This window comes from Chryseobacterium shigense (assembly GCF_900156575.1).
Lineage (GTDB): Bacteria > Bacteroidota > Bacteroidia > Flavobacteriales > Weeksellaceae > Chryseobacterium > Chryseobacterium shigense.
Map to the genome: position 1 here is coordinate 190,129 of NZ_FTNY01000005.1, position 25,439 is coordinate 215,567.

The 25,439-nt window shown below is 39.1% G+C and carries 27 protein-coding genes and 1 riboswitch; of the genes, 15 read left to right on the top strand and 12 right to left on the bottom strand.

Going from position 1 to position 25,439, the window contains the following annotated elements:
- Positions 1 to 4: 4 nt before the first annotated feature.
- The 3 genes from BW964_RS17950 (at position 5) to BW964_RS17960 (ending at position 2,805) form a co-directional block, all read left to right on the top strand.
- Complete coding sequence (locus BW964_RS17950) at positions 5 to 1,348, top strand: 4Fe-4S dicluster domain-containing protein (protein ID WP_076509255.1); 1,344 nt, start codon at positions 5 to 7, stop codon at positions 1,346 to 1,348.
- A gap of 79 nt (positions 1,349 to 1,427) precedes the next feature.
- Entirely contained in the window at positions 1,428 to 2,213 is a 786-nt protein-coding gene (locus BW964_RS17955) for a (Fe-S)-binding protein (RefSeq protein ID WP_076509256.1), read from the top strand.
- Positions 2,214 to 2,316: 103 nt separating this feature from the next.
- Positions 2,317 to 2,805, top strand: a complete 489-nt coding sequence (locus tag BW964_RS17960; protein WP_076509258.1) for a hypothetical protein — start codon at positions 2,317 to 2,319, stop codon at positions 2,803 to 2,805.
- A gap of 21 nt (positions 2,806 to 2,826) precedes the next feature.
- Here the strand turns inward: BW964_RS17960 and BW964_RS17965 are convergent, their stop codons facing one another.
- Together BW964_RS17965 and BW964_RS17970 are read right to left on the bottom strand one after the other, a co-directional pair.
- Positions 2,827 to 3,435 (bottom strand): acyltransferase, encoded by a 609-nt coding sequence (locus tag BW964_RS17965; protein WP_076509259.1) that lies wholly within the window; start codon positions 3,433 to 3,435, stop codon positions 2,827 to 2,829.
- On the bottom strand, positions 3,422 to 4,654 hold the full coding sequence (locus BW964_RS17970; RefSeq protein WP_076509261.1) for a lipopolysaccharide biosynthesis protein: 1,233 nt from the start codon (positions 4,652 to 4,654) through the stop codon (positions 3,422 to 3,424). Before BW964_RS17970 ends, BW964_RS17965 begins: the two co-directional genes overlap by 14 nt.
- 71 nt (positions 4,655 to 4,725) lie before the next feature.
- On the opposite strand from BW964_RS17970, the gene BW964_RS17975 reads away from it, so the two are divergent.
- On the top strand, positions 4,726 to 5,250 hold the full coding sequence (locus BW964_RS17975; RefSeq protein ID WP_076509263.1) for a hypothetical protein: 525 nt from the start codon (positions 4,726 to 4,728) through the stop codon (positions 5,248 to 5,250).
- A gap of 67 nt (positions 5,251 to 5,317) precedes the next feature.
- Positions 5,318 to 6,586 (top strand): serine--tRNA ligase, encoded by a 1,269-nt coding sequence (gene serS, locus BW964_RS17980; protein WP_076509264.1) that lies wholly within the window; start codon positions 5,318 to 5,320, stop codon positions 6,584 to 6,586.
- Between the two features lie 76 nt (positions 6,587 to 6,662).
- Here the strand turns inward: serS and BW964_RS17985 are convergent, their stop codons facing one another.
- From BW964_RS17985 to BW964_RS18030, 10 genes are all read right to left on the bottom strand, one after another.
- Positions 6,663 to 7,439, bottom strand: coding sequence for a hypothetical protein (locus BW964_RS17985; protein WP_076509266.1), 777 nt, complete (start codon positions 7,437 to 7,439; stop codon positions 6,663 to 6,665).
- A gap of 79 nt (positions 7,440 to 7,518) precedes the next feature.
- Entirely contained in the window at positions 7,519 to 8,259 is a 741-nt protein-coding gene (locus BW964_RS17990; RefSeq protein WP_076509267.1) for a hypothetical protein, read from the bottom strand.
- 16 nt (positions 8,260 to 8,275) lie between these two features.
- Positions 8,276 to 9,034 carry a sulfite exporter TauE/SafE family protein gene (locus tag BW964_RS17995; protein WP_076509269.1) on the bottom strand — a complete coding sequence of 253 codons (759 nt, stop codon included), beginning with the start codon at positions 9,032 to 9,034 and terminating at the stop codon, positions 8,276 to 8,278.
- Positions 9,025 to 9,477 (bottom strand): FixH family protein, encoded by a 453-nt coding sequence (locus BW964_RS18000; RefSeq protein WP_076509271.1) that lies wholly within the window; start codon positions 9,475 to 9,477, stop codon positions 9,025 to 9,027. The genes BW964_RS17995 and BW964_RS18000 overlap by 10 nt, the downstream gene beginning before the upstream one ends.
- A gap of 77 nt (positions 9,478 to 9,554) precedes the next feature.
- Positions 9,555 to 11,009, bottom strand: coding sequence for a cytochrome c oxidase accessory protein CcoG (gene ccoG, locus BW964_RS18005; RefSeq protein WP_076509272.1), 1,455 nt, complete (start codon positions 11,007 to 11,009; stop codon positions 9,555 to 9,557).
- 92 nt (positions 11,010 to 11,101) lie between these two features.
- Positions 11,102 to 11,983, bottom strand: coding sequence for a cbb3-type cytochrome c oxidase N-terminal domain-containing protein (locus tag BW964_RS18010; protein ID WP_076509274.1), 882 nt, complete (start codon positions 11,981 to 11,983; stop codon positions 11,102 to 11,104).
- A gap of 10 nt (positions 11,984 to 11,993) precedes the next feature.
- Positions 11,994 to 12,194, bottom strand: a complete 201-nt coding sequence (locus tag BW964_RS18015) for a cbb3-type cytochrome oxidase subunit 3 (protein WP_062652071.1) — start codon at positions 12,192 to 12,194, stop codon at positions 11,994 to 11,996.
- Between the two features lie 16 nt (positions 12,195 to 12,210).
- The gene (gene ccoN / locus BW964_RS18020) at positions 12,211 to 14,472 is read right to left on the bottom strand and encodes a cytochrome-c oxidase, cbb3-type subunit I (protein ID WP_076509276.1); all 2,262 of its coding nucleotides are present in this window, start codon (positions 14,470 to 14,472) and stop codon (positions 12,211 to 12,213) included.
- A gap of 5 nt (positions 14,473 to 14,477) precedes the next feature.
- Positions 14,478 to 14,705, bottom strand: coding sequence for a cbb3-type cytochrome oxidase assembly protein CcoS (gene ccoS, locus BW964_RS18025; RefSeq protein ID WP_076509278.1), 228 nt, complete (start codon positions 14,703 to 14,705; stop codon positions 14,478 to 14,480).
- Between the two features lie 109 nt (positions 14,706 to 14,814).
- Positions 14,815 to 17,193, bottom strand: a complete 2,379-nt coding sequence (locus tag BW964_RS18030) for a heavy metal translocating P-type ATPase (RefSeq protein ID WP_076509474.1) — start codon at positions 17,191 to 17,193, stop codon at positions 14,815 to 14,817.
- Between the two features lie 88 nt (positions 17,194 to 17,281).
- Between BW964_RS18030 and BW964_RS18035 the strand changes: the two genes are divergently transcribed.
- From BW964_RS18035 to thiH, 10 genes are all read left to right on the top strand, one after another.
- Positions 17,282 to 17,995, top strand: a complete 714-nt coding sequence (locus tag BW964_RS18035) for a Crp/Fnr family transcriptional regulator (RefSeq protein WP_076509280.1) — start codon at positions 17,282 to 17,284, stop codon at positions 17,993 to 17,995.
- Positions 17,996 to 18,058: 63 nt separating this feature from the next.
- On the top strand, positions 18,059 to 18,874 hold the full coding sequence (gene panB / locus BW964_RS18040; RefSeq protein WP_076509283.1) for a 3-methyl-2-oxobutanoate hydroxymethyltransferase: 816 nt from the start codon (positions 18,059 to 18,061) through the stop codon (positions 18,872 to 18,874).
- Positions 18,875 to 18,877: 3 nt separating this feature from the next.
- Positions 18,878 to 19,201 carry a hypothetical protein gene (locus BW964_RS18045; protein WP_076509285.1) on the top strand — a complete coding sequence of 108 codons (324 nt, stop codon included), beginning with the start codon at positions 18,878 to 18,880 and terminating at the stop codon, positions 19,199 to 19,201.
- Between the two features lie 3 nt (positions 19,202 to 19,204).
- On the top strand, positions 19,205 to 19,882 hold the full coding sequence (locus BW964_RS18050; protein WP_076509286.1) for an RluA family pseudouridine synthase: 678 nt from the start codon (positions 19,205 to 19,207) through the stop codon (positions 19,880 to 19,882).
- 115 nt (positions 19,883 to 19,997) lie between these two features.
- A riboswitch (TPP riboswitch) is annotated at positions 19,998 to 20,096 on the top strand.
- Between the two features lie 58 nt (positions 20,097 to 20,154).
- Positions 20,155 to 20,361 (top strand): sulfur carrier protein ThiS, encoded by a 207-nt coding sequence (gene thiS, locus BW964_RS18055; protein WP_076509287.1) that lies wholly within the window; start codon positions 20,155 to 20,157, stop codon positions 20,359 to 20,361.
- A 25-nt stretch (positions 20,362 to 20,386) separates the two neighbouring features.
- A complete protein-coding gene (gene thiC, locus BW964_RS18060; protein WP_076509289.1) occupies positions 20,387 to 22,198 on the top strand; it encodes a phosphomethylpyrimidine synthase ThiC in 1,812 nt (603 codons plus the stop codon).
- On the top strand, positions 22,195 to 22,785 hold the full coding sequence (locus BW964_RS18065; RefSeq protein ID WP_076509291.1) for a thiamine phosphate synthase: 591 nt from the start codon (positions 22,195 to 22,197) through the stop codon (positions 22,783 to 22,785). The genes thiC and BW964_RS18065 overlap by 4 nt, the downstream gene beginning before the upstream one ends.
- 46 nt (positions 22,786 to 22,831) lie before the next feature.
- The gene (locus BW964_RS18070; protein WP_076509292.1) at positions 22,832 to 23,446 is read left to right on the top strand and encodes a thiamine phosphate synthase; all 615 of its coding nucleotides are present in this window, start codon (positions 22,832 to 22,834) and stop codon (positions 23,444 to 23,446) included.
- Complete coding sequence (locus BW964_RS18075) at positions 23,443 to 24,219, top strand: thiazole synthase (RefSeq protein WP_076509294.1); 777 nt, start codon at positions 23,443 to 23,445, stop codon at positions 24,217 to 24,219. Before BW964_RS18070 ends, BW964_RS18075 begins: the two co-directional genes overlap by 4 nt.
- Positions 24,220 to 24,233: 14 nt before the next feature.
- A complete protein-coding gene (gene thiH, locus BW964_RS18080) occupies positions 24,234 to 25,352 on the top strand; it encodes a 2-iminoacetate synthase ThiH (protein ID WP_076509296.1) in 1,119 nt (372 codons plus the stop codon).
- Positions 25,353 to 25,439 lie beyond the last annotated feature (87 nt).

Consider the following 25,439-nt stretch of genomic DNA (forward strand, 5'->3'; position numbering starts at 1 on the left):
CCTTATGCAGTACATCGATAACATTATTTTTCTGATCTTATTAGTTGCTGGATTTGGGCTCTTTGCCAAAAGCCTGCAAAAGATTTACAGAAATATCAGGCTGGGAAGAGAAATCGATAGAAGCGACAGGAAAGCCGAGCGCTGGGAAACCATGGCCAGAGTGGCGATGGGCCAGAGCAAAATGGTAAAACGTCCTGTAGCGGGTATTCTCCATCTTTTCGTCTATGTAGGTTTTGTGATTATCAACATTGAACTGGTAGAAATTATTGTAGATGGGATCTTTGGAACCCACCGGTTTTTAGCTTCAATCTTTGGAGATACTTTCTACAATTTCTTTACAGCAACATTGGAGGTACTGGCGCTTTTAGTAATCATTGGAGTGGTTTTGTTCTTTATCAGAAGAAACTTCTATGGCGTTAAAAGGCTTACTATGAAAGAGCTTTTCGGCTGGCCTAAAAATGATGCCAACTGGATTCTGATCATAGAATTTGCTCTGATGATGGCTTTCTTTAGCATGAATGCTTCAGAATCTGTTTTACAGGCAAGAAATGCAGAAGGTTTTCATCATATCGGATCTTTCCCCATTAGCCAGATGCTTTTTGTTCCGTTCTTAGAAGTATTCAGCTTTGATAATGGATTTTTAGTATTTGTTGAAAGAAGTGCCTGGTGGTTTCACTTTGTGGGAATCCTGTTCTTCATGAATTATCTGTATTACTCCAAACACCTTCATATCATTCTTGCATTTCCAAGTACCTGGTTGGCGAATCTTGATAAAAAAGGAAAATTCAATAATCTTGACTCTGTCACCAAAGAGATCAAACTGATGATGGACCCTAACGCTGATCCTTATGCCGCACCGGCTGAAGGAGATGCTGCTGATGTTCCGTCTAAGTTTGGCGCAGAAGATATATTTGACCTGAATCAGGTACAATTACTCAATGCCTATTCCTGTACAGAATGCGGAAGATGTACTTCGGTATGTCCTGCTAACATCACCGGGAAAAAACTTTCTCCAAGACTTATTCTGATGAAGACCAGAGACAGACTGGAAGAAGTAGGCAGAAATATCGACAAAAACGGAAAATTCGAAGACGACGGTAAGAAGCTTCTGAATGATTATATCACCAAAGAAGAACTTTGGGCATGTACCACATGTAACGCCTGTACAGAAGCATGTCCGGTATTGCTGGATCCGCTTTCTATTATTTTCGAAATGAGAAGATTCCTCGTGATGGAACAGTCCGCTGCCCCTCAGGAACTGAATCTGATGATGACGAATGTAGAAAACAATGCTGCTCCTTGGCAGTACAATCAGGCAGACCGTCTGAACTGGGCCAATGAGAATTAATGTAACAATGTAAAATAATGTAACAATGTAGCAATTCATTGGTAAACTGGTACATTGGCATATTCGTAAATTTGAGAAAATGGATTTCAATATAAAAACAATGGCAGAATATGCTGCCGAAGGAAAATCCCCGGAAGTTTTATTTTGGGTGGGATGTGCCGGAAGTTTTGACGACCGCGCCAAAAAAATCACAAAAGCTTTTTGCAAGATATTAAACAAAATAGGAGTTGAATTTGCAGTTCTGGGACCAGAAGAAAGCTGTACCGGAGATCCCGCAAAAAGAGCAGGAAACGAGTTTGTCTTCCAGATGATGGCCCTTACCAATATTGAGGTCCTGAACGCCTACGAAGTAAAAAAGATTGTTACTGCCTGCCCTCACTGTTTCAATACCCTAAAAAATGAATACCCAAGCCTGGGAGGACACTACGAAGTAGTTCACCATACTCAGTTTCTTAAAACATTAATGGAAGAAGGAAGGCTAAAGATCGAAGGAGGTGCTTTTAAAGGAAAAAAGATCACTTTCCATGATCCTTGCTACCTGGGAAGAGCCAACAATGAATATGAAGCTCCAAGAATCCTTCTTGAGAAGCTGGATGCTGAGCTTGTAGAAATGAAACGTTGCAAAACCAACGGTTTGTGCTGTGGAGCAGGAGGTGCGCAGATGTTTAAAGAGCCAGAAAAAGGAAACAAAGACATCAATATAGAAAGAACGGAAGAAGCTTTATCTTTCCAACCTAAAGTTATTGCTACAGGATGTCCGTTTTGTAACACCATGATGACAGATGGAGTCAAACACTTTAATAAAAACGAAGAAGTAGTAGTGAAAGATATTGTAGAACTTCTAGCTGAAGCAGAAGATTTATAAGAACTTCATTCAAGAGATATAAAAACTCAGGCTTAGGTCTGGGTTTTTCTTTATTATAAACTCAGGAATATTTCTTAATTTTATACTTTAAAACCGAAAGGATATGAAAATTGAAGAATCTAGTATAGTAGAAACCAACGACTACAGAGTCATTATATACCCGGCATCCAGACCATTTGAAACCAAAGAAGCTAAAGTGATCACAGAAAAACTGTTCGATTTCCTTGCCACCTGGGCTGCCCACGGAAAACCGCTTGATTCATCGTTTAAAATTGAGAAAAATCAGTTTATCGTGGTATGTGTAGACGAGGAGAAAGAAATGGCTTCAGGATGCAGTATTGATGCCTTAGGGAAGATTATGCGCGAGATCGACGGCGAGTATCAGCTGGGACTTTTTGACAGAATGAAGGCTAGCTTTGTGCAGAATAATGAAGTAAAAACGCTAAAGCTTCAGGACTTTAAATCTCAACTGAGAAATGGTGAATTGCCAAAAGACATCCAGGTTTTTGATTTCTCTAAAAATACTTATCTGGACTTTTTGAGCCATTTTCTTCTGCCATTGGAGAAAAGCTGGGCTGCAGGGATTGCGTAGCATCATATAAAATACAATCTTCTAGAACTTTAGATTGATGCCTTCAGGGAGTTTTCTGTTGAAAACAGTCTTCGTGAAGTCTTCAATGTAAGGTTCTTTTTGTTTAATAACTTTACACGGATTTCCTACTGCAATAGAGTTTGAAGGAATATCTTTTGCCACGATAGAACCTGCTCCGATAACAACGTTGTCACCTATTTTTACGCCAGGAAGGATCACTGAATTCGTTCCTACAAAAACATTATTACCTATTGTGATGGGCGGGCATTGATCATGGATGCTGTGGTCGTTGTGGTTATGATTGGCAGATATTAATGATGTTCCTGCTCCGAAACCTACATTATGTCCGATAATGATCCCATTGTTCGCCTGAATATAGATGTTTGGATTGTCTCCCGGATCACACATGATCCCCTTTTTAATATTCTGGTATCCCCTGATTTCTGATGTAAAATGCACCGGCCATGGAACTTTTCCATTGATTCTCAAGATCTTTTGTGGAATCAAATAATAGAAAAAAAGAACATGAGGAAGCAGATAATCATATTTTTGACGGTAATACTCCGGATAGAAAAAATTATTAATTCTATGGAAAATCTGGTATTCAATAAATTTTTTAATCGGATTCATTTTTCTTCAGAATAAACATAATGTAAAAGTACAAAAATCCATAGCCTACAAACAAGAATAGAGAAAAAATACCCACCAGATAAGTGATTCCTTTCTCCTTTCCGATCAGTATAGCAGCAATATTCGCAAGGAAAAGATAAATGTTAAAGACCATCGCTACATTATTTCTCTTCAGAATCGTGAGAATATCTGAAATAGGATTGATCAGACTTCGGGTAAGGTAGCCAAATGACATGAGGAAAATAAATAGTCCGAGATGTTCCCAGTTTTTATTGAAAAACATCTCCAGAATGGGAATTCCAACGACGTTGACGAGGATATAAAGCGCAAAAATAATGTAAAAATTCGTTAAGCTCATTTTCTTCGTATAGGCAAACAGCTCACTTCTGCTTCTCCCTCTATTATTGATTTCTGCGGCTTTCGGATAATAAACCGTTGCAATAGAAGAGGAAATCAAAAGAAGGGGGACGGACATAATTTTTACCGCTAAAGAATATTCTCCAAGCAATGAATCTGCAAAATAAAGCGATATCAGGATCGGCATGATATTATTCCCTAATGCATTGATCAGCGTTGAAGGGTAGGAGTATTTAAAAAGCTCGGGTCGTTTTTTCGCATTGGCTATATATCTTTTGAAATCAGGTTTTACATAGTATTTTCTGGAGTAATAGATAGCGGCAAGGAAAGCGGCAATATATCCGATCAGACTGCCGATCACAAGGCCGTTTTCTATTTTAACAAATACAAATACCACCTGAAACAGAAAGCTTACCAGAGAATCTACGATCGTCAGTACCGAAACCAGTTTGAAGAGTTTCTTTTTGGCCAGAAGGAATTTCGCATTATTGGTAAATAAATAAATGAAACCCGTAAAAATCCCAAGAAATAAGATATTTTTAGGAATGTCGAAAGGAATGAATACCAACAGGAAAGCCAAAATCATGACCGCGCCTGAAACAATGCCGGCCGCACTGAAATTATTATTCACCTCCTGTTCATTTCCCTCCAGCATGATCATATGTTCCTGTGCAAGACTCAGAACTACGGTGAATATGCTCATGATGCTCAGGTAGATGCTGAATATACCATATTCGGAGGAACCGTAATATTTTGCCAGCAGAAGCCCTCCGATCACCAAAACGAACTTGGAAATAAAGTTCCCTTTAAAAATGGTGGTGATGTGGCTGCTGTTTAATCTTTTGAGTTTGTCTAAAAACATGGTAAAATATTACGAGAACAAATATATAATTATACATTTGCATAAAAAAGATTATTGAAAATTAACGAAAGATGAAATTTAAGCCCAATTATATTTTCCTGCTTCAGCTTACAGCCTTACTTTTTTTAGCAGTTTCATGCGGAAGTGACGATGAATCTTTACAGAGGATTGATCAGATCATGAACTTTTCTCTCAAGAACAGTGCCGGACAAGATCTGCTGAACGGTAAAAAGGCCGGATCATACACCGCTTATTCTGTGAATGATTTCAATGGCTTAACGGATGTGGCTCCAGTATCGATTCCCCTTAAAATGACGACAGATTCATTATATTATTTTGAATATTTGAGCGGAGCAAGAAGAATTATCAAGGACTCTATCAGTCCGGAAAATAAAACATACCGCTCGGATTTGAGATTCTCGTTTAGCAGAACGGTGAACAACCAGGTGGTTACCGTTACGGATGCCATGGAAATTCATTACCGGTGGACTCCTTCGTTATTTCAGGTTTCAGAGGTGCTTTACAATGGTCAGGTTGTGTTTTCCAAAGCGGCTGATGCTCCCAATGCAATTAATACCTTTACTATCATAAAATAATTCTAAATTTGTAAAACTGTTAGCTTAGTATTTAAGTTTAACATCTAATATTTAACATCTAAATACAATGTTACAAGTCAATTTTTTACGCGACAATAAAGAGCGCGTTTTAGAAGGTCTTCAAAAAAGACAATTCAAGAATCTTGGGTTGGTAGACGATGCTGTCGCTACTGACGACGAAAGAAAAAGAATTCAGTTTGAATTAGATTCCCAACTTGCCGAAATCAACAAAATTTCCAAAGAAATTGGACTTTTGATGAAAGAAGGAAAAAAAGAAGAAGCGGAGTCCTCAAAATCTAAAACAGCTCAATACAAAGAATCGAGTAAAGAACTGCAGGCTCAGTTGGAGGTAACGGAAAAGGCATTGCTGGATATTTTATACCAGATTCCAAACGTTCCTTTTCAATTGGTAAAAAGCGGATCTTCTGCAGAAGACAATGAGAATATTTACCAGTCTCATGATGTGGAAGGCCTTGGAGAAGGCGCGATCCCTCACTGGGAACTGGCTAAAAAATATAATCTGATAGATTTTGAACTGGGAGTAAAGATTGCCGGTGCCGGTTTCCCTGTTTATTTAGGTAAAGGCGCAAGACTTCAGAGAGCATTGGTTCAGTATTTCCTGGATAAAAATGTTGAAAAGGGATATATGGAGGTTAATCCGCCTCACGTTGTGAATGAAGCTTCAGGCTATGGAACAGGGCAGCTTCCTGATAAAGAAGGCCAAATGTATCATATAGGTATTGATGATCTGTATCTGATCCCTACAGCTGAAGTTCCGGTAACAAACCTTTATCGTGATGTGCTGCTGGAAGAAAGAGATCTTCCTATCAAAAATACAGCTTTCTCTCAGTGCTACAGAAGAGAAGCGGGAAGCTACGGAGCGCACGTAAGAGGCCTGAACCGTCTTCATCAGTTTGAAAAAGTAGAGATCGTAAGACTTGAAAAACCTGAAAACTCTTATGCGGCATTAGAGGAAATGGTAGAACACATCAAGGAAATCCTTACAGATCTTGAGCTTCCATTTAGAGTATTAAGACTTTGCGGAGGAGATACGGGCTTTGCGTCTGCGATGACCTATGACTTTGAAGTGTGGAGTGCTGCTCAGGAAATGTGGCTGGAAGTAAGCTCTGTCTCTAATTTTGAGACTTTCCAGGCCAACCGTCTGAAATGCCGTTTCAAAACTGATGGTAAAGCTCAGTTGGTACACACTTTAAACGGTTCTGCAATGGCTCTTCCGAGAATTATGGCCGCATTGCTGGAAAATAACCAGACTGAAGAAGGAATCAGAATACCTAAAAAGATTGCAGAATATGCAAGATTTGATCTGATTAACTAGAAGAATATTCCTATATCATAAATAATCCCCTCTCAGTATTGAAAGGGGATTTTTATATTTTTCCGGGTATTGAAAATTACTCTGTTGTAATCACTACCTTTTTATCCTTGTTGATCAGGTTTTTACCATCAACAAGATCATTGGATCTTACGATGATCTGAATGGTTTTATTATCCACTTGTTTGACGAAATCATGTTTTCCTTCAATACTTTTGATTGGTTTCTGAAACTTCAGAGTGTTCGTAAAGGTAAGGTTGAACATTCTGAGCATTCCCGCCATTCCCGAGGCCATTTGCTTTCCGTATGCTTCAATAGAATCACTTTTGGTTTTGGGTACCGTTTTTTCTTCTGAATCTTTTTCTTCCAGCATTTTAAGGATACCGTCAGAATTAAATTTATCCGTATTAATAGTCAGTGATTGGCCATTCCAGACAGCAATATCCTGTAAAGGGATCTTTTTCAGGCGCTTGTCGCTGGCTAAAAGCTGGGTAATTTCGGAGGGCATAAGTTTATCATATTTCAGGGAAAGACCAACAATTTCGTTTTTATCTTTATCCACTTTCATGTAGACTTTTTTCAGCACCTTTGCCGAATCTTCATTAAGGGTTACTTTTCCATGCTTCTGTACCATATAAAGACTGGTCCAGTCGGTAGGCAGTTTATCAAGTTCGCTCAATTTCTTCGAGTCTGATCCCATCATGCTCATCATCCCCATTACATTTTTGTCCATCAGGATGTTGGACTGCATGCTGGTAGCGGCATCTTTATAATAGGTGGTTTCCGTATCGATAGAGCAGGACTGAAGGATCACCAATAAAATGGCAGCCCATAAAAACTTTATCTGTTTTCTCATTGCTAAAATTTTTACTGTTTCTATATATATTACAAAAGGGATACCAAGCAAAAACCGACTGAAATTTCAGCCGGTAGTGTTATTCTGTTACAATGACAATCGCTTTGTCCGCATTCTTGAATTGAGCCTCTTGATCGTACATCGTTTTGAGATCGTAATCTATTTTGATAGTATAGTTGTCAACCTGCTTCACCCAATCATGTTTTCCGGTGATGGATTTTATCTTGTTTTCAAATTTCAGAGTCGTTCCGATGCTTTTGAAAAATAGGGTAATCATTCCTTCCACCTTGTCAGCTTCATCTTTTGAAGTTTTATTTTTAATCGTTTCCTCAATGTTTTTAAGGTTAAAATTCTCGGTGTTGATGGTCAGTGTTTTTCCATCCCAGTTATTGAAAATATTCTGATCAAAGGGGAGCTTTTCTTTTTTGTTGTAGTTGTTCAGTATCTGATAATCTGCCTGAGAAAAATGTTCCATTTTTAGAGAAAACCCTGTGGGTTCATTATTTTCTTTGGTGGTTTTCATGAAAACCTTTTTCATAATTCTGATAGAGTCAGGATCTGTGGTGTTCAGTTTTCCTTCTCCCTTCTGTATATCAAAAATACTTGTCCATACCGTTGGAAGCTTATCCATTTCACCGAATTCTTTCTGCTGTTTCAGCGAGTCGGGAGTCATGGCCTTCATTTCTGCTATAAACTGCTTCATATTGATATCAGTGACAGCAGTGGAGGCGGCATCTTTGTGATAGACAATTTCAGAATTAATGATACATGATTGCAGGACAAATGCCGCTGCAATCAAGAAGAAGAATATTTTTTTCATGGGGTTAGTAGTTGTATTAATGACAGTTGGTTGAACTGTGATCGTGTCCTTCAATATGGCAGTTGGCTCCATTATGATCTTTAGAGATGGTCATAGCTTCTGCCCGTGGCGAAATATAAGGAATTCCCAGCTCAAGACCTCTTAGAATGAATAATCCACCTAAAATGATCATGATGACAGGAACTGCTTTTAAAACCTTGCTTCTAAAGGCCTGATTCACGAGGTTGCCGGCAAGAACTACCGCAAACATGAATGGAAGGGTTCCTAGCCCGAATAAAGCCATGTATGAAGCTCCCTGCCATATTCCGCCGCCTGCTAGGCTGGCAGTAAGAGCCATATACACCATACCACATGGTAAAAAGCCATTCAGAATCCCTGTTGTAAACCTTGAGCGGTAATCTGATTTCTGAAGAAGTTTTCCCAGATTCAACTTTACAGAATACAAGAATTTTGAGAGAAAAGGAATTTTTGAAGCAAAATCTTTTCCACCAAATGAAAATACAGCCATAATAATCAGAAGAACTCCTGCAGTAATGGTAAGATATTTCTGAAATCCCGCCATTTCAAATCCCTGTCCGATAATTCCCAAAAGGGCACCCAATACTGAATAGGTGAATATTCTTCCGAACTGGTAGGTAAGGTTCTGAAGATAAAAGTTAGCGGCCTGTTTTTTGGTCAATCCCATCGATAAAGCAATAGGGCCGCACATTCCGATACAGTGAAAACCGGAAGCAAAGCCTAGTGCGATTGCCGATACAATAAGTCCTATTTCCATATCACATCATAATCCATTCTGTAGTCTGTTTTGTCTTTCGTCCACATCAGTCTCAGGGTGTAGTTTCCTACTTTTAATACCTGTGCAGGGATCATGAAAGACTGTGCAGCATCCAGTTGAACAGGTTTTTTAATGTCCAAATTCTGGTCGTCGGTTCTGTTTAAAACAAATTTTACCGTAGTATTCGTATTATTATATTCTTTTGGAAAAACAATCTTAATTCCGTTTTTCTCCTGACTGTATACTGGTTTTTCCTGTAAATCATCAGCTTTCTTTTTAGCATCAATGACGTCCTGGTATTTAAGCTCCTCTTCGTAATAATTATCGGTTACCATCTCAGAATTCTTCTGCCCGTTCGGGAAAAGAAACAGCATGGATAATATAAAAACAATGAATGCAAATAATGCAAGTACAACACCGTGTCCCCAACTAAAGTTTTTCATTTCTTCCGGATTTTTTATTTATTTTTTATAGTAATAGGGAGCCTCTAAATGGGTTAAACCCTGGAGGTTCCCTAAAATTAGAATTGCAGTTTGAATGGTCCCTCGAAATACGTCTGATAGGAATCGACAAGTTTGCCCTTCATATCATAAACGCCGATGGTGATATTCTGTTTGGACAGTTTCATCTCATTTTCAGGGAAACTGATATTGATGGTTCCTTTCGAAATTTTATCTCGATCTACCTGAATTTTGCTTGATGCACTGTAGATAATCTCACCATGAGCAGGTTCAATCACTTTTATCGTGACAATCTTCTTGTCATTGGTTTTATTCAGGAAGGTATAATTATACGTATTGGTTATTTTACCATCCCTTACAAAGAATGTACTTCCCGCGGGTTTAATGAATTTGGCTTCCATTTCGCCTCGGCTATAAAGAAGGAATCCAAGGAATCCAACCAATAAAACAAGAACGACAGCAAAGCCTTTCATTCTTCCTGTGAACTTAAACTCAGTCTGGTTCTCAATTTCATTCTCGGAAGCATATCTTACCAATCCTTTAGGAAGACCAACTTTTTCCATCACCTCGTCGCAGGCATCAATACATGCCGTACAGTTAACGCACTCCAGTTGTTGCCCGTCTCTGATATCAATCCCTGTAGGACAGACTACGACACACTGATGACAGTCGATACAGTCTCCTTTTCCCGCTGCTTTACGGTCTTCGCCTTTTCTCCATTTCGATCTGTTCTCTCCTCTTTTAAAGTCGTAGAAAACGTTGATTGTATCTTTATCAATAAGGACTCCCTGTAATCTACCGTATGGGCATACCAACGTACAAACTTGTTCTCTGAACCAAGCAAATACAAAGTAAAATGCAGAGGTAAAGAGTACCATGACGATAAAATTCGTAGGATGGGCAAACGGTCCTTCGGAGATGATTCTTAAGATTTCTTCATACCCGACGATATACATCAGCATGAAGTGGGTGATAATTAAGGAAATAATCACATAAACAGTCCATTTTAAACTTCTTTTCCAGATCTTTTCGCTGTTCCACTCCTGTCTGTCCAGTTTCATTTGCTTATTCCGGTCACCTTCAATAAGATATTCAATTTTACGGAAGATCGATTCCATAAAAATTGTCTGAGGGCATATCCACCCGCAGAAAATTCTTCCGAACGCAATCGTAAAAATGATAATAAAAATTAAAGATGCAATAGCTCCTAAAGTAAGGATAAAAAAGTCCTGTGGATAGAAAGGCTGCCCAATGATGAAAAACTCTCTATCGATAACATTAAATAAAAAGAAAGGGTTACCATTAACCTTAATGAATGGTACTGTAAAATAAATAATTAATAAAGCATAGCTTACAAGGTTTCGGTAGTTGGTGTATTTCCCTTTTGGTTTTCTTGGAAATACCCATCTTCTTTTACCGGATTGCTCCATTGTCCCGATAGAATCCCTGTAAGTTTCAGGGTCCAGAACCTGTCCCTGTCCGCCGCGTACTTCTGTTTCTTCTATTTCTGACATTTCGTAATAGGTTTAAAAAAGAAAAAACATAATTCGTTACTATTTTTTTAATAACAAATTATGTTTTTTTCATATGTTTCTAATTTTTTAAATTATTCTTTTTCCCAATGTGCTTCAGTTCCTTGAGGAGCTGCTCCTCCCTGAGCCTGAGTCACTGGTGGTTGTTCCTGATTGATGTGATATACATACGCTGCAATCTTCTCAATCTCTGCTCCGGAAACCTCTCCGTTTTTACCGAAGGCTCTCATCGCAGGATTCGTAGGAGAACCATTCCAGTCCATGTGGAAAACATTTTTAAACAAAGTCTTCTCAGGCTGGTTGATCCAATAGTTATCCGTAAGGTTTGGACCGATACCACCACTACCGTCTTCTTTATGACAAGAGGCACAGTTGGTTTTAAATAGCTCTTTACCTTCTGCAATATTGTCAGCAGAGTATTTTGCAGTTTCTATTGTAACAGGAGGCTGAGATTTTTCGTAATCTGCAATACTAGCCATCTGTTCTTTATATTCCTGTTCGTACTCGCTCAACGGGTGTGCAAAATCTGTGAAAGAATAGGCTGCGATATATACAATACAAAAAGCAGTCCCAAAATAGAATAATCCTACCCACCATTTTGGAAGTTGATTATCTAATTCCATAATTCCATCGAAACCGTGGTCGATAAGGATATCCTTTTCCTCAGTTTCAGATTGCTTTTTGAATGCAGCATCGTACATTCTTCTCAGGAAAGGTATCTTTTTCTCTGTTAAATAAGCTGCTTTTTCTTCCGGAGATAATTTTTTGAATTTATTGTTTTCAATCAAATCTCCAATAGCACTGTGAATGTATGCCAGAATAGCACTGATCACTACAGTTCCCCAGAAGTATGGTGAAGCCAGAAACGAGTAGCTCTGTACAAACAAATAATAAAAAACTATTAGAAGTCCAGTTATTATTAAGATGTTTACAACAACAGGTGTTCTTTGTTTCATAATAAATAGTTTAATTTTTTAAATTAAAATCGTCATCCTCATCATCCCCAAGCGGTGCCTCTTCTTCCTCTTTGTAATATTTTTTAGGCCTGCTAAAAACATAGATTACCAGAGCTACGAAGAATAGCATAAAGAAAATCAGAGCCAGCGTCTGGTATAGACCAGCGTTTTCTGTATTGGATAATATATCTTTAAAGTTCTGAGGAATCATGTGAACCTTTTAATGTTTAGTTAGTACTTGCTGTTTTTATTTCCGTCGTCTTGATATCTGTACCTAATCTCTGAAGATAAGAGATAAGAGCTACGATCTCTTTTTTCTCTAATTCCCCTTTAGGTCTCTTAGCATATGCTACCTTCAGGTCATTCGCTTCAGAGAAAATATCCTTTACAATTTTCGTTGCCTGGTTGTCTGCCCATGCGTTGGCAGAGTCTATTTCAGCTTTGCTATAAGGAACATCGAATGCGTTCTTCATAAGCTTCATTTTGTCAACCATTTTAGTTCTGTCAAGGTTAGTTGCAATTAACCAAGGATAACGAGGCATGATAGAACCTGCAGAGGTAGATCTTGGGTTGTACATGTGTTTGTAGTGCCAAGAACTTGGGTTTTTCCCTCCTTCTCTATGTAAATCCGGTCCTGTTCTCTTAGAACCCCATAAGAATGGTCTGTCATATACAAATTCTCCCGCTTTCGAATATTGTCCGTTTTTACCGTTGAACCTCGTAATCTCATCCCTGAAAGGTCTGATCATCTGAGAGTGACAAGCATTACATCCTTCACGAATATAAAGATCTCTACCTTCTAATTCTAGGGGTGAATATGGTTTTACCGCTGAAATCGTAGGTACACTTTTCTTTAAAGACAGGGTAGGAATAATCTCTACCGAACTACCGATTGAAATGGTGATGAAAGATAAAATACCTAATAATACAGGCATTCTTTCAAGCCATAAGTGAGTCCCTTCACCTTCTTTACGTTTGTTTCCGATGTTGGCCAAAGCAGGTGCTTCAGCAGGAACTTCTTTCTGGAATGAACCTTTTCTTACCGTAGCAATTACGTTAACGATCATTAGGATAGATCCTGAAATATAGAACAGACCTCCTACGAATCTCATTTTGAAATAAGGGATGATTGCAGTAACGGTATCCAACCAGTTTTTATACATCAAAGTACCATCCGGGTTGAATTGCTTCCACATCAATCCTTGTGTAAATCCTGAAATATACATCGGGACTGCATAGAAAATAATTCCTAATGTCCCTAACCAGAAATGCCAGTTAGCTAATTTTACAGACCAAAGTTTAGTTCTCCACATGATCGGTACCAGGTAATAGATAACCCCGAATGCCATGAAACCATTCCATCCAAGAGCTCCTAAATGTACGTGACCAATAACCCAGTCTGTAAAGTGACCAATTTTGTTGATGTTTTTAGTGGCTAAAAGCGGACCTTCAAAGGTTGCCATACCGTAGCATGTAACCGCTACTACGAAAAACTTAAGAATAGGGTTTTCCCTTACTTTATCCCAAGCTCCTCTCAGCGTAAGAAGTCCGTTTAGCATTCCTCCCCAAGACGGTGCGATAAGCATGATGGAGAAACCAGTTCCCACAGCCTGCGCCCATGCAGGAAGAGCTGTATACTGAAGGTGGTGAGGACCAGCCCAGATATAGACGAAAATTAATGACCAGAAGTGAATAATAGACAGTTTATAAGAGAAAACCGGTCTGTCTGCTGCCTTCGGAAGGAAGTAATACATCAAACCAAGAACCGGAGTTGTCAGTACGAATGCAACCGCATTGTGACCGTACCACCACTGTACAATAGCATCTTTTACCCCTGCATATGCTGAATAAGATTTCCAGCCAGTGAAAGATAAAGGAACCTCAAGGTTGTTGAAGATGTGTAGCATCGCCACGGCAATCCATGTTCCGATATAGAACCAGATGGCTACATAAAGGTGTCTTACCCTTCTTTTTGAAATCGTCAGGAACATATTGATCCCGAAAATGATCCATGAGAAAGCAATCAATATGTCGATCGGCCACTCGTGTTCAGCATATTCTTTTGAGGTATTGATCCCCATAAAGAAGGTAACGAACGTAGCAACGATCATAAACTGCCAAGTCCAGAAATGTAACCAGGATAATGTATCACTGTACATTCTTGTTTTTAATAATCTCTGTAATGAGTAATAAATACCGGTATAAACGATATTACATACGAATGCAAAGATCACGGTATTGGTATGAAGCATTCTGATTCTACCAAAACCAAATGCACCATGAGTGTTTATTAACCCTTGAATATTGCCTGATGCAAGACTCTTGATGGTTGTATCATCAGTACCGAATATAAATTCCGGTAATTCAGGGTAAAAAAGCATTAATGCCGCCGTAAGCCCGAACGTAAATCCTATAAGACCGAAAACTAAGGTCGCATAAAGGAACGCACGGACAATACTGTTGTCATAACTAAACTTTTGTGTTTCCATATCAACTATTCACTTTTTTCTTCAATTTTATTATTCTCTCCTATTTTTTTCTTGTCTTTATCATTGTTGCCCTTTTCATCCTTTTCCTTGATTTCTCCACTATCAAAAAGAATTCTTACAGCAGGAGATTCATCATCTTCAAACTGTCCTTTTCGGGCATACACTATAAATACGATCAAGAAAATCGCAGCCAAAGAAACACTGCAGAGGATCATTAAATATAGAATATCCATTGGACAACAAAATTAACCTATTTTCGGGGTTCAAATTTAGTGAAAAATAATGACATTCATCACGAAATGCCGATTTCAGCTAATTTAAAATCAGTCTAAATAAGGCCTTCTAAGCCTGCTTTTTGAAATGTTTTCTGCCCAAAATCCATGTGGAAATAGTCGTAAATGTAACGACAGTGATGGAGCTAATTGGCATGATGATTGCTGCGAAGAGCGGATGCATGTGGCCTGTAACTGCGTAACTTAAACCAACAATATTGTATAGAAAACTAATTATGAATGTCATTTTTACAATGGTGATTGAGCCTTTGCAGACATTCAGGTAGTTGTTCAGAGTTACAACTTTGTCACCATTCATGATGACATCGGAAGAAGGGGTGAAGCTATTGGTATCATCCGAAATGGCGATTCCTACGTTGCTCTGTTTAAGAGCTCCCGCATCATTCAGTCCATCCCCGAGCATCGCTACTTTCATATTCTGATCCTGAAGATTTTTGATATAGTTCAGCTTGTCCTCAGGGCTTTGATTGAAAGCCATTCCCTTGTAGTTCGGGATAAGTTCCTTAAGTTGGTTTTCTTCGGAAGAATTATCTCCGCTCAGGATAAATATTTTGTAAGAACTGAGTTTTGTAAACAGTTCTTTTAGTTTCGGACGGTATTCGTTTTTGAAGATGAATTTGCCAATGAATTCACCATTTTTGCTGATATAAACAGCCGTTTCAAGATTTTTCGGTTCCTGATTATTGTATCGGGCGGAGCCTATTTTATAAAGGTTTCCTCGGACACTTGCTTCGTATCCTTTTCCGGAAATCTCTTGGAACTTCTCGACAGGGAAATAGTCGTCATTGATATCAATAAATTCATATAATGACTTGGAAAGCGGATGGTTTGAGTTCTTTAATAACGTTTTGATATTCAATTGATCAAAATCACTGATTTCAATACCCTCATATCTGATATTGGATTTTTTTCTGTGGGTAATAGTTCCTGTTTTATCAAAAACAATAGTGTCTAGTTTGGCAATCTTCTCAATAGTCAAAGTATCTTTTACATAAAATTTATTTCGGCCTAAAATCCGCATAATGTGCCCGAAAGTAAAAGGTGCCGATAAAGCTAGAGCACACGGGCATGCAATGATTAGAATAGCTGAAATGACCTGGAACATGATCTTCAGATCAATGAAAGACCAGTAGATTCCAGAGACCACAGCGATGCCTAAAATAATGAATGTGAAATATTTACTGACGTTATTGGTTAATGTGTCAAGACCGGTTTCGTGCTTTTTGAATGCTTCTTTATTCCAAAGTTGAGTCAGATAACTCTGATCGACATCTTTAATCACTTCAAGCTCTAGTGAAGAACCGATCTGCTTTCCTCCTGCAAATATTTTATCTCCCGGCTGTTTGCTGATGCTTTCGCTTTCTCCGGTGATAAAACTGTTGTCTATATTTCCTTCTCCGTTGATCAGGATGGCATCTACGGGAATAATTTCCTGATTTCTCACCAGAATTCTGTCTCCAACTTTAATCTCGGAAAGAAGAATGTTGTTTTGCTTCCCTTCGAAATCCACTTTGGTAACAGCAATAGGGTAAAATGATTTATAATCTCTGTCGTATGAAAGCGCGCTGTAGGTTCTCTTCTGGAAGATTTTACCCATTAGCATGAAAAATAATAATCCACACAGGGTATCAAAATATCCTGGACCGTAATTGGTTACTACTTCATAAATACTTCGTCCGAAAAGAACAAGAATACCCAGTACGATCGGAACGTCAATATTCACGATCTTGTTTTTTAATCCATACCATGCAGATTTGTAATAATCTGATGCGGAATAAAATACAACAGGACATGCCAGAAGAAACATCAGTGTTCTGAAAAGACCCTTATAATGTTCCATCCAGAAATCTTCACCACCTACATATTCAGGAAAAGCAAGGAACATACTGTTTCCAAATGCAAACCCTGCGATAGCAAATTTTATAAGAAGGGATTTATCAAGATGATCTACATTTTTATCAGCTGTTTCAAGACTGATCACGGGTTTATATCCAAGATTAGTTAAGAAATTAGCTAGTTCGCTTAATTTAAGATCGTTATGATTGAATGAGATCTGTAAGGTCTTTCTTGTGAAATTAACCTGTGAATAATTGATATGATCGTTCAGTGTATGAAGGCTTTCCAGAAGCCATATGCATGATGAACAGTGTATTACGGGGATTTTAAAAGTAACAAGACTGGTTTTTCCTTCGGAAAAATCGGTCACCTTTTCAAAGATCTCAGGAGTGTCAAGATATTCAAACTGTGAAGAACTCTCATCACCAGGGCGAATTCCTGCTCTTTTATTAAGTTCGTAGAAATTAGTTAAATTATTGATATTCAGAATTTCGTAGACAGACTTACATCCGTTGCAACAGAAAGTCTTTTCATCAAACAAAATTCTCTCTTTTTCTATACCTTGACCACAATGAAAACAGTTCTCGCTCACCACATAATATATTGAACGACAAAATTATAACAAATTTTTTTGTTTATCGTGTTAAAAAGTTCTATTTTTGTGATAAATGTCATATAAAATGTCGCAGGAACAACAGATTGCAATTGAAGAGAGGTTCGCCAGAGTTTTTAATGATAAATCATTTAAGGAAAGACTTTCTAGCACTGATTTTGAAAAGTATTTTAACAGCAAGAAAAAATTAAGTTTTCAAAAGCACGACACTATTTTTGAAGACGGAGAAACACCAAAGGGGGTATTCTTTTTAGAAAAAGGAGCTGCCAAACTTTCGAAGTCAGGAGCTTTTGGAAAAGATCAGATCTTAAGATTTATCAAAGAGGGGGACATCATCGGCTATCGTTCATTGCTTTGCGGGGAAAATTTCCAGGCAAAAGCAGAAGCTATGACAGACATTGAATGCATTTTCCTTCCCGCCGATATTTTCATGTATCTTCTGGAAGTAGATCCGCAACTTTCTTTTGCGATGCTTCAGAAAATCTCTTACGAATTGGGAGAATCATCCAATACCATTACCTTCCTTGCCCAGAAAACAGTAAGGGAAAGACTGGCAGAAATTCTCATTCTTCTGGAACAGAAATTGGGTGTAGATCCCGAAGGATTTATTAAAATTTCGCTCACCAGAGAAGAAATTGCCAACATCATCGGGACCGCTACAGAAAGTGCCATCCGTTTGATCTCTGAATTCAAACAGGATAGTCTTATAGAAGTAGACGGAAGAAATATCAAAATTCTGAACCACGACAAACTGATGAAACTAGGTCACGTAGTTTTATAACCATCATACAAAAACTTAAGTCGGCGAAAGCCGACTTTTTAACTTTTAAAAAATAGATACATTATGTCTGTTCACTCTGAAATTAAAAAAGTTACGACTGAAACCTTGCGTAAAATGAAATTCGACAAGGAAAAAATAACAATGCTAACAGCCTATGATTTCACCACTGCAAAAATGGTAGATGCCGGAGGGGTAGATGCTATTTTGATAGGGGATTCTGCGGCCAATGTAATGGCTGGTTTTGAAACCACTCTGCCCATCACGTTAGATCAGATGATTTACCATGCTCAAAGCGTTGTTCGTGGAGTAGACAGAGCTCTTGTCGTAGCAGATCTTCCATTTGGAACCTACCAGAGTAATCCTGAAAAAGCCCTTGAGTCTGCGGTTAGAATGATGAAAGAAGGAGGGGCTCACGCTGTAAAAATTGAAGGAGGTAAAGAAATCTCTAAATCTATTAAAAAAATTATCAACGCAGGAATTCCTGTCATGGGACACCTGGGGTTAACGCCACAGTCCATTTATAAATTCGGAACTTATAAAGTAAGAGCCAAAGAAGAAGCGGAAGCAGAAAAACTGATCAGTGATGCCCAGCTTTTGGAAGAACTGGGATGTTTCTCTATCGTTTTAGAAAAAATCCCTGCTGATTTAGCCAAAAGAGTATCCGAAAGCATTACGATTCCAACGATCGGAATCGGAGCCGGAGCCGATTGTGACGGACAGGTTCTTGTCTACCATGATATGGTTGGAATGAACAAAGGTTTCAGTCCAAAGTTCTTAAGAAGATATCTTGATCTCTATACAGAAATTACAGGAGCCGTGGCTCAGTACGTAAAAGATGTGAAAAGTGTTGAATTCCCTAATGAAAATGAAAGCTACTAATTGATGATGAACCAACAACAATCACTTCAGGGCATTTTATCAATTGCAGCCATTATATGCATGGCGGTAGGCTGGTTTAATTTATTCTCTCCGGAGATCAACGAGCTTCTCTCCAGAAAAGTTTTTTACGTATTGATAGGAGCGAGTTTCTTCGTTCAGGCACCATTACTTTCTAATAAAAATTTTATGTACGGAATGTATGCTGCGGCGGCACTTTGTGTAATCGGGGCATTTTTACCGGCAGATTCTAAACTTTCAATGCTTAAAACCATTGGTCTTCTTGGAGGAATTATTATTTCTTTTACCAACAGGCCAAGACGCTCGTAAGGTATGAAAGAGCAGATTGTATATGAAGACAACCATCTTTTGGTTGTTAACAAAAAAGTAGGACAGCTTGTTCAGGGCGATAAAACCGGTGATGAATCTTTACTGGAGTCCATTAAGAATTTTATAAAGATAAGAGATGACAAGCCGGGAAATGTTTTTCTTGGCTTGGTTCATCGTATAGACCGCCCAACTTCGGGTCTGGTGATTTACGCCAAAACTTCCAAAGCACTTTCCCGCCTTACCCAGATGGTGAAAAACAGAGAAGTCAAAAAAACATATTGGGCTGTAGTGGGAAAAGAAATGATTCCTCAGACCCAAAGGCTTGTTCATTATTTAAAGAAGAATGAAAAGAATAATAAAGCCATTGTTTTTACAAAAGTAACCGAAGGCGCAAAAGAAGCTATTCTCACCTACCATCTTATCAAAACATTAGATAATTATTTGCTTCTTGAGATTGATCTGGAAACCGGAAGACATCATCAGATCCGTGCTCAGCTGTCAAAAACAGGAATTCCTATCAAAGGAGATCTGAAATATGGATCACCCCGCTCAAATCCGGACGGTGGTATCAATCTTCATGCAAGAAAACTAGAGTTCATTCATCCGGTAACTAAAGAAGAAATAGAAATTATAGCGCCCGTTCCACAGAACGACGCCATCTGGAGAGCTTGTGAAGAATAAAGATTATTGGATTAAAACTTTAAAAATAATAGAAGACCATCTCATCATTGAAATGGTCTTTTTTATTTTGAGTAAAACTTAGATTTTGCCCGTTCTCAAAAAATTCCTACCTTCGTCACAACTTTAGGGGTGTCTGTAGACTTTACAGACTGAGACTTTACCCTTTGAACCTGATCTGGATCATACCAGCGTAGGGAAAAGTAAATGACTTTTGCTGTACATTCTATTGTACAATAATGGCCATTCCTAAAGTATAGATAAAATAATTAGGAATGGAAATTACAATCAACCACACAACGAAAACATTTGAAGTACTTCCCGATACTCTGGAAGCGCTTATCGCTATGGAAATTCCCGGAAAGAAAAAAGGGATCGCCGTAGCCCTCAACAACCGTATTATTCCACTGTCCGCCTGGGCAGAAACCTTCCTTAAAGATAAAGATTCAGTGTTAATCATTACTGCCACTCAAGGCGGATAATTCTCATTTAATAAAGCAAAAATTTATGGCTCATTCAATCACCTGTTCACCATTTCCGAACGCCAGGAAAATTTATGTTGAAGGAAAAATACATCCTATCAGCGTAGCAATGCGTGAAATTCATCTCAGTCCGACCCGTCTTACCAATGGAACCCTGGAGGAAAACCCTCCTGTAACCATTTACGATACTTCGGGTCCTTATACGGATGAAAATGCATCAATTGACATCATGAAGGGGCTTCCAAGAATCCGGGAACAATGGATACTGGATAGAAAGGATGTGGATATCCTGAACGGAATCACTTCAGAATACGGAAAAGCACGTCTTGCGGATCAGCGCCTTGATGAATTGCGTTTCGGATACGATCACAAACCTAAGGTAGCGAAAGACGGATTGGAGCTTACCCAGCTCTATTATGCCAAAAAGGGAATCATTACCCCTGAAATGGAATATGTAGCCATCAGGGAAAACCAACGTATTGAACAACTGGACACGGTTTCCGGAGAAATGGCATTGCAGCATCCGGGAAATAGTTTCGGAGCCAATACCCCAAAAGGAAAGATCAGTCCCGAATTCGTTAGAGATGAAATTGCTGCAGGAAGAGCAATCATCCCCAACAACATCAATCATCCGGAGAGCGAACCGATGATCATCGGCCGTAATTTTTTGGTTAAAATTAATGCCAATATTGGAAACAGTGCCGTTTCATCCAGTATTGATGAAGAAGTGGAAAAGGCGGTTTGGGCCTGCCGTTGGGGAGCAGATACCATCATGGATCTTTCCACGGGGAAAAATATCCACGAAACCAGAGAATGGATCATCAGAAACAGCCCTGTTCCTATCGGCACGGTTCCGATTTATCAGGCCTTAGAAAAAGTTAAAGGAGTTCCTGAAGATCTCACATGGGAAGTTTTTAAAGATACTTTGATCGAGCAGGCAGAACAGGGCGTTTCCTATTTTACGATTCATGCCGGAGTATTGCTGAGATACATCCATCTGACCGCAAAAAGAGTAACGGGAATTGTTTCCAGAGGTGGTTCTATCATGGCAAAATGGTGTCTTTACCACCATAAAGAAAACTTTTTGTACACCCATTTCGAAGAGATCTGCGAGATCATGAAGAAATACGATGTGGCTTTCTCACTGGGAGACGGTCTGCGTCCCGGATCTATCGCAGATGCCAATGATGCTGCCCAGTTTGCAGAACTGGAAACTTTAGGTGAACTGACCAAAATCGCATGGAAGCATAATGTACAGGTAATGATTGAGGGGCCTGGTCACGTGCCCATGCATATGATCAAAGAAAATATGGAGAAGCAACTGGAAGTTTGTCAGGAAGCTCCGTTTTATACTTTAGGCCCATTGACGACGGATATTGCTCCGGGATATGATCACATCACTTCAGGAATCGGGGCTGCCATGATCGGTTGGTTCGGATGTGCCATGCTGTGTTATGTAACCCCGAAAGAACATTTAGGGCTTCCCAACAAAGAAGATGTAAAGGTTGGGGTTATTACTTATAAACTAGCTGCTCATGCTGCAGATCTGGCAAAAGGTCATCCGGGAGCCCAATACAGAGACAATGCGCTAAGTAAAGCCAGATTTGAATTCAGATGGGAAGACCAGTTCAATCTATCATTGGATCCCGATACGGCAAGAGCCTACCATGACGAAACATTACCTGCGGAAGGAGCTAAAATCGCCCACTTCTGTTCTATGTGCGGACCAAAATTCTGTTCCATGAAAATTACCCAGGAAATCCGCGATTCTGCAGAAAAAGGAATGCTGGACAAATCCCAGGAATTTATTGAAAAAGGAAAAGAAATTTACCTATGATTATTGTGATTACTCCTGAAGCTCCCGTTTCAAAAGAGACAGAAATCATCAATCAGCTGTTTCACGAAGGATTGGATCTGCTTCACATCAGGAAACCCATGTTCAGCAATGAAGAAATGAAAAGTTTTCTGAATGGTATTGATGAGGAGTTTTATTCTCAATTGGTAGTACACGGATTTTATGATATGAGGAAAGAGTATTCTATTTCCCGTCTTCATTTCAGGGAAGCAGATCGCTTGGAAGAGTGGCATAAAGTTTTTGCAGACGGAACTATCATCTCAACATCAGTTCATGACATCGAAGGATTTAATGCCTTGGAAAAAGAATGGGAATATGCATTGATAAGTCCTTTTTTTCCTAGTATTTCTAAAAAAGGTTATGGTGAACAGTCTACTATTATGGAAGATGTCAAAGACAGAAATAACCAGAAGGTCAAATTGATTGCTTTGGGAGGAATTAATCAAGATAATATCAGTAAAGTCTTTGAGAGAGGAGCAGACGGAGCAGCGCTTTTGGGTGGCATATGGGAAAGTAGTGAACCCATAAACTCATTCAGAAAGTGCAGAAAGACAATTCTTTCCTCATAAAACAGATCCGGAGAGAAAATCGTAGATCATTCAGTTTAAATTAATAATGGAAAAGTTACAATACATATCACAAGGTCAAACAAGGCATGAACAGGAACTTAATATCCGAACGGCCTTGGAAAACGGGATACAATGGGTGCAGGTCCGCTGGAAAAACGCTTCAGAGAAAGAATTAAATGAGCTTTGTATGGTTTCAAAACAACTCTGCTCAGAATACCAGGCGGTCTGTATCATCAACGATCATGTTCAGATCGCAAAAGAAATCGATGCTGATGGGGTGCATCTGGGGTTAAACGATGTATCAATTGATACGGCAAGAACTGTTTTAGGGGATCATAAGATCATTGGAGGGACAGCCAATACAGTGTCGGATGTGATCCAAAGAATACAGGAAAAGTGTGATTATATCGGCCTTGGACCCTTAAGATTTACTTCTACAAAAGAAAAATTAAGTCCTATTCTTGGGTTTGAAGGGTACCAGAAAATGATAGATCAGCTTCATGAAAAATCAATGATGATTCCTAAAATATTTGCCATTGGAGGGGTAAATCTTGAAGATATTCAGACACTACAGCAAATCGGAATTTATGGAGTGGCGGTTTCAGGGCAGATTACGAACCAGCCGACTATCATTAATGAATTTAAAAAAGCAATGATATGAATAATCAGAAATTAATAATAGCAGACAGAATATTTGAGTCGAGGCTCTTTCTGGGATCCGGAAAATTCGGTAATCTCAGTGAAATGGCAACCTCTGTGATAGCATCAGGAACAGATATGGTCACCATGGCCTTAAAAAGAATAGATTCCGGTGCAGCTGAAGATGGGTTATTGGATTCATTAAAAGAAACCCATGTTCATCTTCTTCCCAATACTTCAGGCGCCAGAACGGCAAAAGAAGCTGTATTGGCAGCTCAGCTTGCTAGAGAAGCCCTGGAAACGAACTGGGTGAAACTGGAAATCCATCCCGACCCGAAATACCTTCTTCCGGATCCTATCGAAACCCTCTATGCAACTGAAGAATTGGCAAAACTGGGATTTATCGTGATGCCTTACATTCATGCCGATCCGGTTTTATGCAAACGTCTTGAAGATGCAGGAACAGCTGTGGTCATGCCTTTGGGAGCTCCGATCGGAACTAATAAAGGATTGAGAACATTGGATTTCTTAGAAATTATCATCAGCCAAAGTAAGGTTCCTGTTATAGTAGATGCCGGAATCGGAGCGCCCTCCGATGCGGCAAAAGCCATGGAAATGGGTGCGGATGCCGTTCTTGTGAATACCGCGATTGCTGTAGCAAGAAACCCGGTTAATATGGCTTTAGCTTTTAAAGAAGGAGTCATTGCGGGAAGAAGAGCTTTTGAATCAGGCCTGGGAGCAATAGCAGACCATGCAGAAGCCTCAAGTCCGTTGACCTCTTTTTTATTTGAATAATAAAGCAGAAAAAAATGAACAGTTTTAAAGATATCTTTGAACGTTATCATTGGGATGAGATAAAAGACAGGATCGGAAAGGTGACGCATTCAGATGTGCTGAACAGCCTTCAGAAGAAAAACAAAACATTGGATGATTTTTTGAATTTGCTTTCCCCAGCCGCCGCACAGGAGCTGGAACTGATGGCCAAAATGACCAGGCAACTTACCCAGAAACGTTTTGGAAAGACCATTCAGCTGTATGCACCGATGTATCTCAGCAATGAATGTCAGAATATCTGTACCTACTGCGGTTTCAGTCTCGATAATGATGTGCGAAGAAAAACGCTTTCTGATACGGAAGTCATGATAGAAGCTTCTGTCTTAAAATCGATGGGCGTTAATCACGTCCTTTTGGTCAGTGGAGAAGCCAATAAAACGGTAGGGATTTCTTATTTTCTCAATGCTGTCAGCCTGCTGAGACCTCATTTTGCCAATATTTCGATCGAGGTACAGCCTTTGTCAGAAGAAGAATACTTGCAGTTGCATCAGGAAGGGGTTTACTCCGTGTTGGTTTATCAGGAAACGTATCATCAGGAAGTGTATAAGGAATACCATCCCAAAGGGAAAAAATCCAATTTCCATTTTCGTTTGGATACTCCTGACAGGATCGGAAGAGCAGGAATTCATAAAATAGGGCTCGGCGTTCTGCTCGGGCTTGAAGACTGGCGCGTAGACAGTTTCTTTAATGCTCTTCATATTGATTATCTCCAGAAGCAATACTGGAAAAGCCGTTTTTCAGTTTCATTTCCCAGACTAAGACCAGCGGAAGGAATCATTGAACCGAATTTTATCATGGAAGATAAAGATCTGCTACAACTGATTTGTGCCTACAGAATATGGAACGAAGATCTTGAAATCTCAATATCCACAAGAGAAAATGAAAAATTCAGGAACAATATCATATCACTGGGAGCAACCGCTATGAGTGCAGCATCTAAAACCAACCCCGGAGGTTATGCTGTAGACATAGAATCATTGGAACAGTTTGAAACCAGTGACGAACGAAGCATGGAAGAAGTGAAAACCAGCATCAGAAAAGCGGGTTACGATCCGGTGATGAAAGACTGGGATTCTGCGTACAGCGGATTTTAAAAAATTAAACCATTAAGAATATTGAAGTCATTAAGATCAATTAAGAAAGATCAAATCCATTTTTAAATCCTAAAGCAGAGCTTACCT

Excerpts from the sequence above, each read along its gene's own strand:
- BW964_RS17950 (WP_076509255.1), top strand. The coding sequence starts at position 5 with ATGCAGTACATCGATAACATTATTTTTCTGATCTTATTAGTTGCTGGA.
- BW964_RS17955 (WP_076509256.1), top strand. The coding sequence starts at position 1,428 with ATGGATTTCAATATAAAAACAATGGCAGAATATGCTGCCGAAGGAAAA.
- BW964_RS17960 (WP_076509258.1), top strand. The coding sequence starts at position 2,317 with ATGAAAATTGAAGAATCTAGTATAGTAGAAACCAACGACTACAGAGTC.
- BW964_RS17965 (WP_076509259.1), bottom strand. The coding sequence starts at position 3,435 with ATGAATCCGATTAAAAAATTTATTGAATACCAGATTTTCCATAGAATT.
- BW964_RS17970 (WP_076509261.1), bottom strand. The coding sequence starts at position 4,654 with ATGTTTTTAGACAAACTCAAAAGATTAAACAGCAGCCACATCACCACC.
- BW964_RS17975 (WP_076509263.1), top strand. The coding sequence starts at position 4,726 with ATGAAATTTAAGCCCAATTATATTTTCCTGCTTCAGCTTACAGCCTTA.
- serS (WP_076509264.1), top strand. The coding sequence starts at position 5,318 with ATGTTACAAGTCAATTTTTTACGCGACAATAAAGAGCGCGTTTTAGAA.
- BW964_RS17985 (WP_076509266.1), bottom strand. The coding sequence starts at position 7,439 with ATGAGAAAACAGATAAAGTTTTTATGGGCTGCCATTTTATTGGTGATC.
- BW964_RS17990 (WP_076509267.1), bottom strand. The coding sequence starts at position 8,259 with ATGAAAAAAATATTCTTCTTCTTGATTGCAGCGGCATTTGTCCTGCAA.
- BW964_RS17995 (WP_076509269.1), bottom strand. The coding sequence starts at position 9,034 with ATGGAAATAGGACTTATTGTATCGGCAATCGCACTAGGCTTTGCTTCC.
- BW964_RS18000 (WP_076509271.1), bottom strand. The coding sequence starts at position 9,477 with ATGAAAAACTTTAGTTGGGGACACGGTGTTGTACTTGCATTATTTGCA.
- ccoG (WP_076509272.1), bottom strand. The coding sequence starts at position 11,009 with ATGTCAGAAATAGAAGAAACAGAAGTACGCGGCGGACAGGGACAGGTT.
- BW964_RS18010 (WP_076509274.1), bottom strand. The coding sequence starts at position 11,983 with ATGAAACAAAGAACACCTGTTGTTGTAAACATCTTAATAATAACTGGA.
- BW964_RS18015 (WP_062652071.1), bottom strand. The coding sequence starts at position 12,194 with ATGATTCCTCAGAACTTTAAAGATATATTATCCAATACAGAAAACGCT.
- ccoN (WP_076509276.1), bottom strand. The coding sequence starts at position 14,472 with ATGGAAACACAAAAGTTTAGTTATGACAACAGTATTGTCCGTGCGTTC.
- ccoS (WP_076509278.1), bottom strand. The coding sequence starts at position 14,705 with ATGGATATTCTATATTTAATGATCCTCTGCAGTGTTTCTTTGGCTGCG.
- BW964_RS18035 (WP_076509280.1), top strand. The coding sequence starts at position 17,282 with ATGTCGCAGGAACAACAGATTGCAATTGAAGAGAGGTTCGCCAGAGTT.
- panB (WP_076509283.1), top strand. The coding sequence starts at position 18,059 with ATGTCTGTTCACTCTGAAATTAAAAAAGTTACGACTGAAACCTTGCGT.
- BW964_RS18045 (WP_076509285.1), top strand. The coding sequence starts at position 18,878 with ATGATGAACCAACAACAATCACTTCAGGGCATTTTATCAATTGCAGCC.
- BW964_RS18050 (WP_076509286.1), top strand. The coding sequence starts at position 19,205 with ATGAAAGAGCAGATTGTATATGAAGACAACCATCTTTTGGTTGTTAAC.
- thiS (WP_076509287.1), top strand. The coding sequence starts at position 20,155 with ATGGAAATTACAATCAACCACACAACGAAAACATTTGAAGTACTTCCC.
- thiC (WP_076509289.1), top strand. The coding sequence starts at position 20,387 with ATGGCTCATTCAATCACCTGTTCACCATTTCCGAACGCCAGGAAAATT.
- BW964_RS18065 (WP_076509291.1), top strand. The coding sequence starts at position 22,195 with ATGATTATTGTGATTACTCCTGAAGCTCCCGTTTCAAAAGAGACAGAA.
- BW964_RS18070 (WP_076509292.1), top strand. The coding sequence starts at position 22,832 with ATGGAAAAGTTACAATACATATCACAAGGTCAAACAAGGCATGAACAG.
- BW964_RS18075 (WP_076509294.1), top strand. The coding sequence starts at position 23,443 with ATGAATAATCAGAAATTAATAATAGCAGACAGAATATTTGAGTCGAGG.
- thiH (WP_076509296.1), top strand. The coding sequence starts at position 24,234 with ATGAACAGTTTTAAAGATATCTTTGAACGTTATCATTGGGATGAGATA.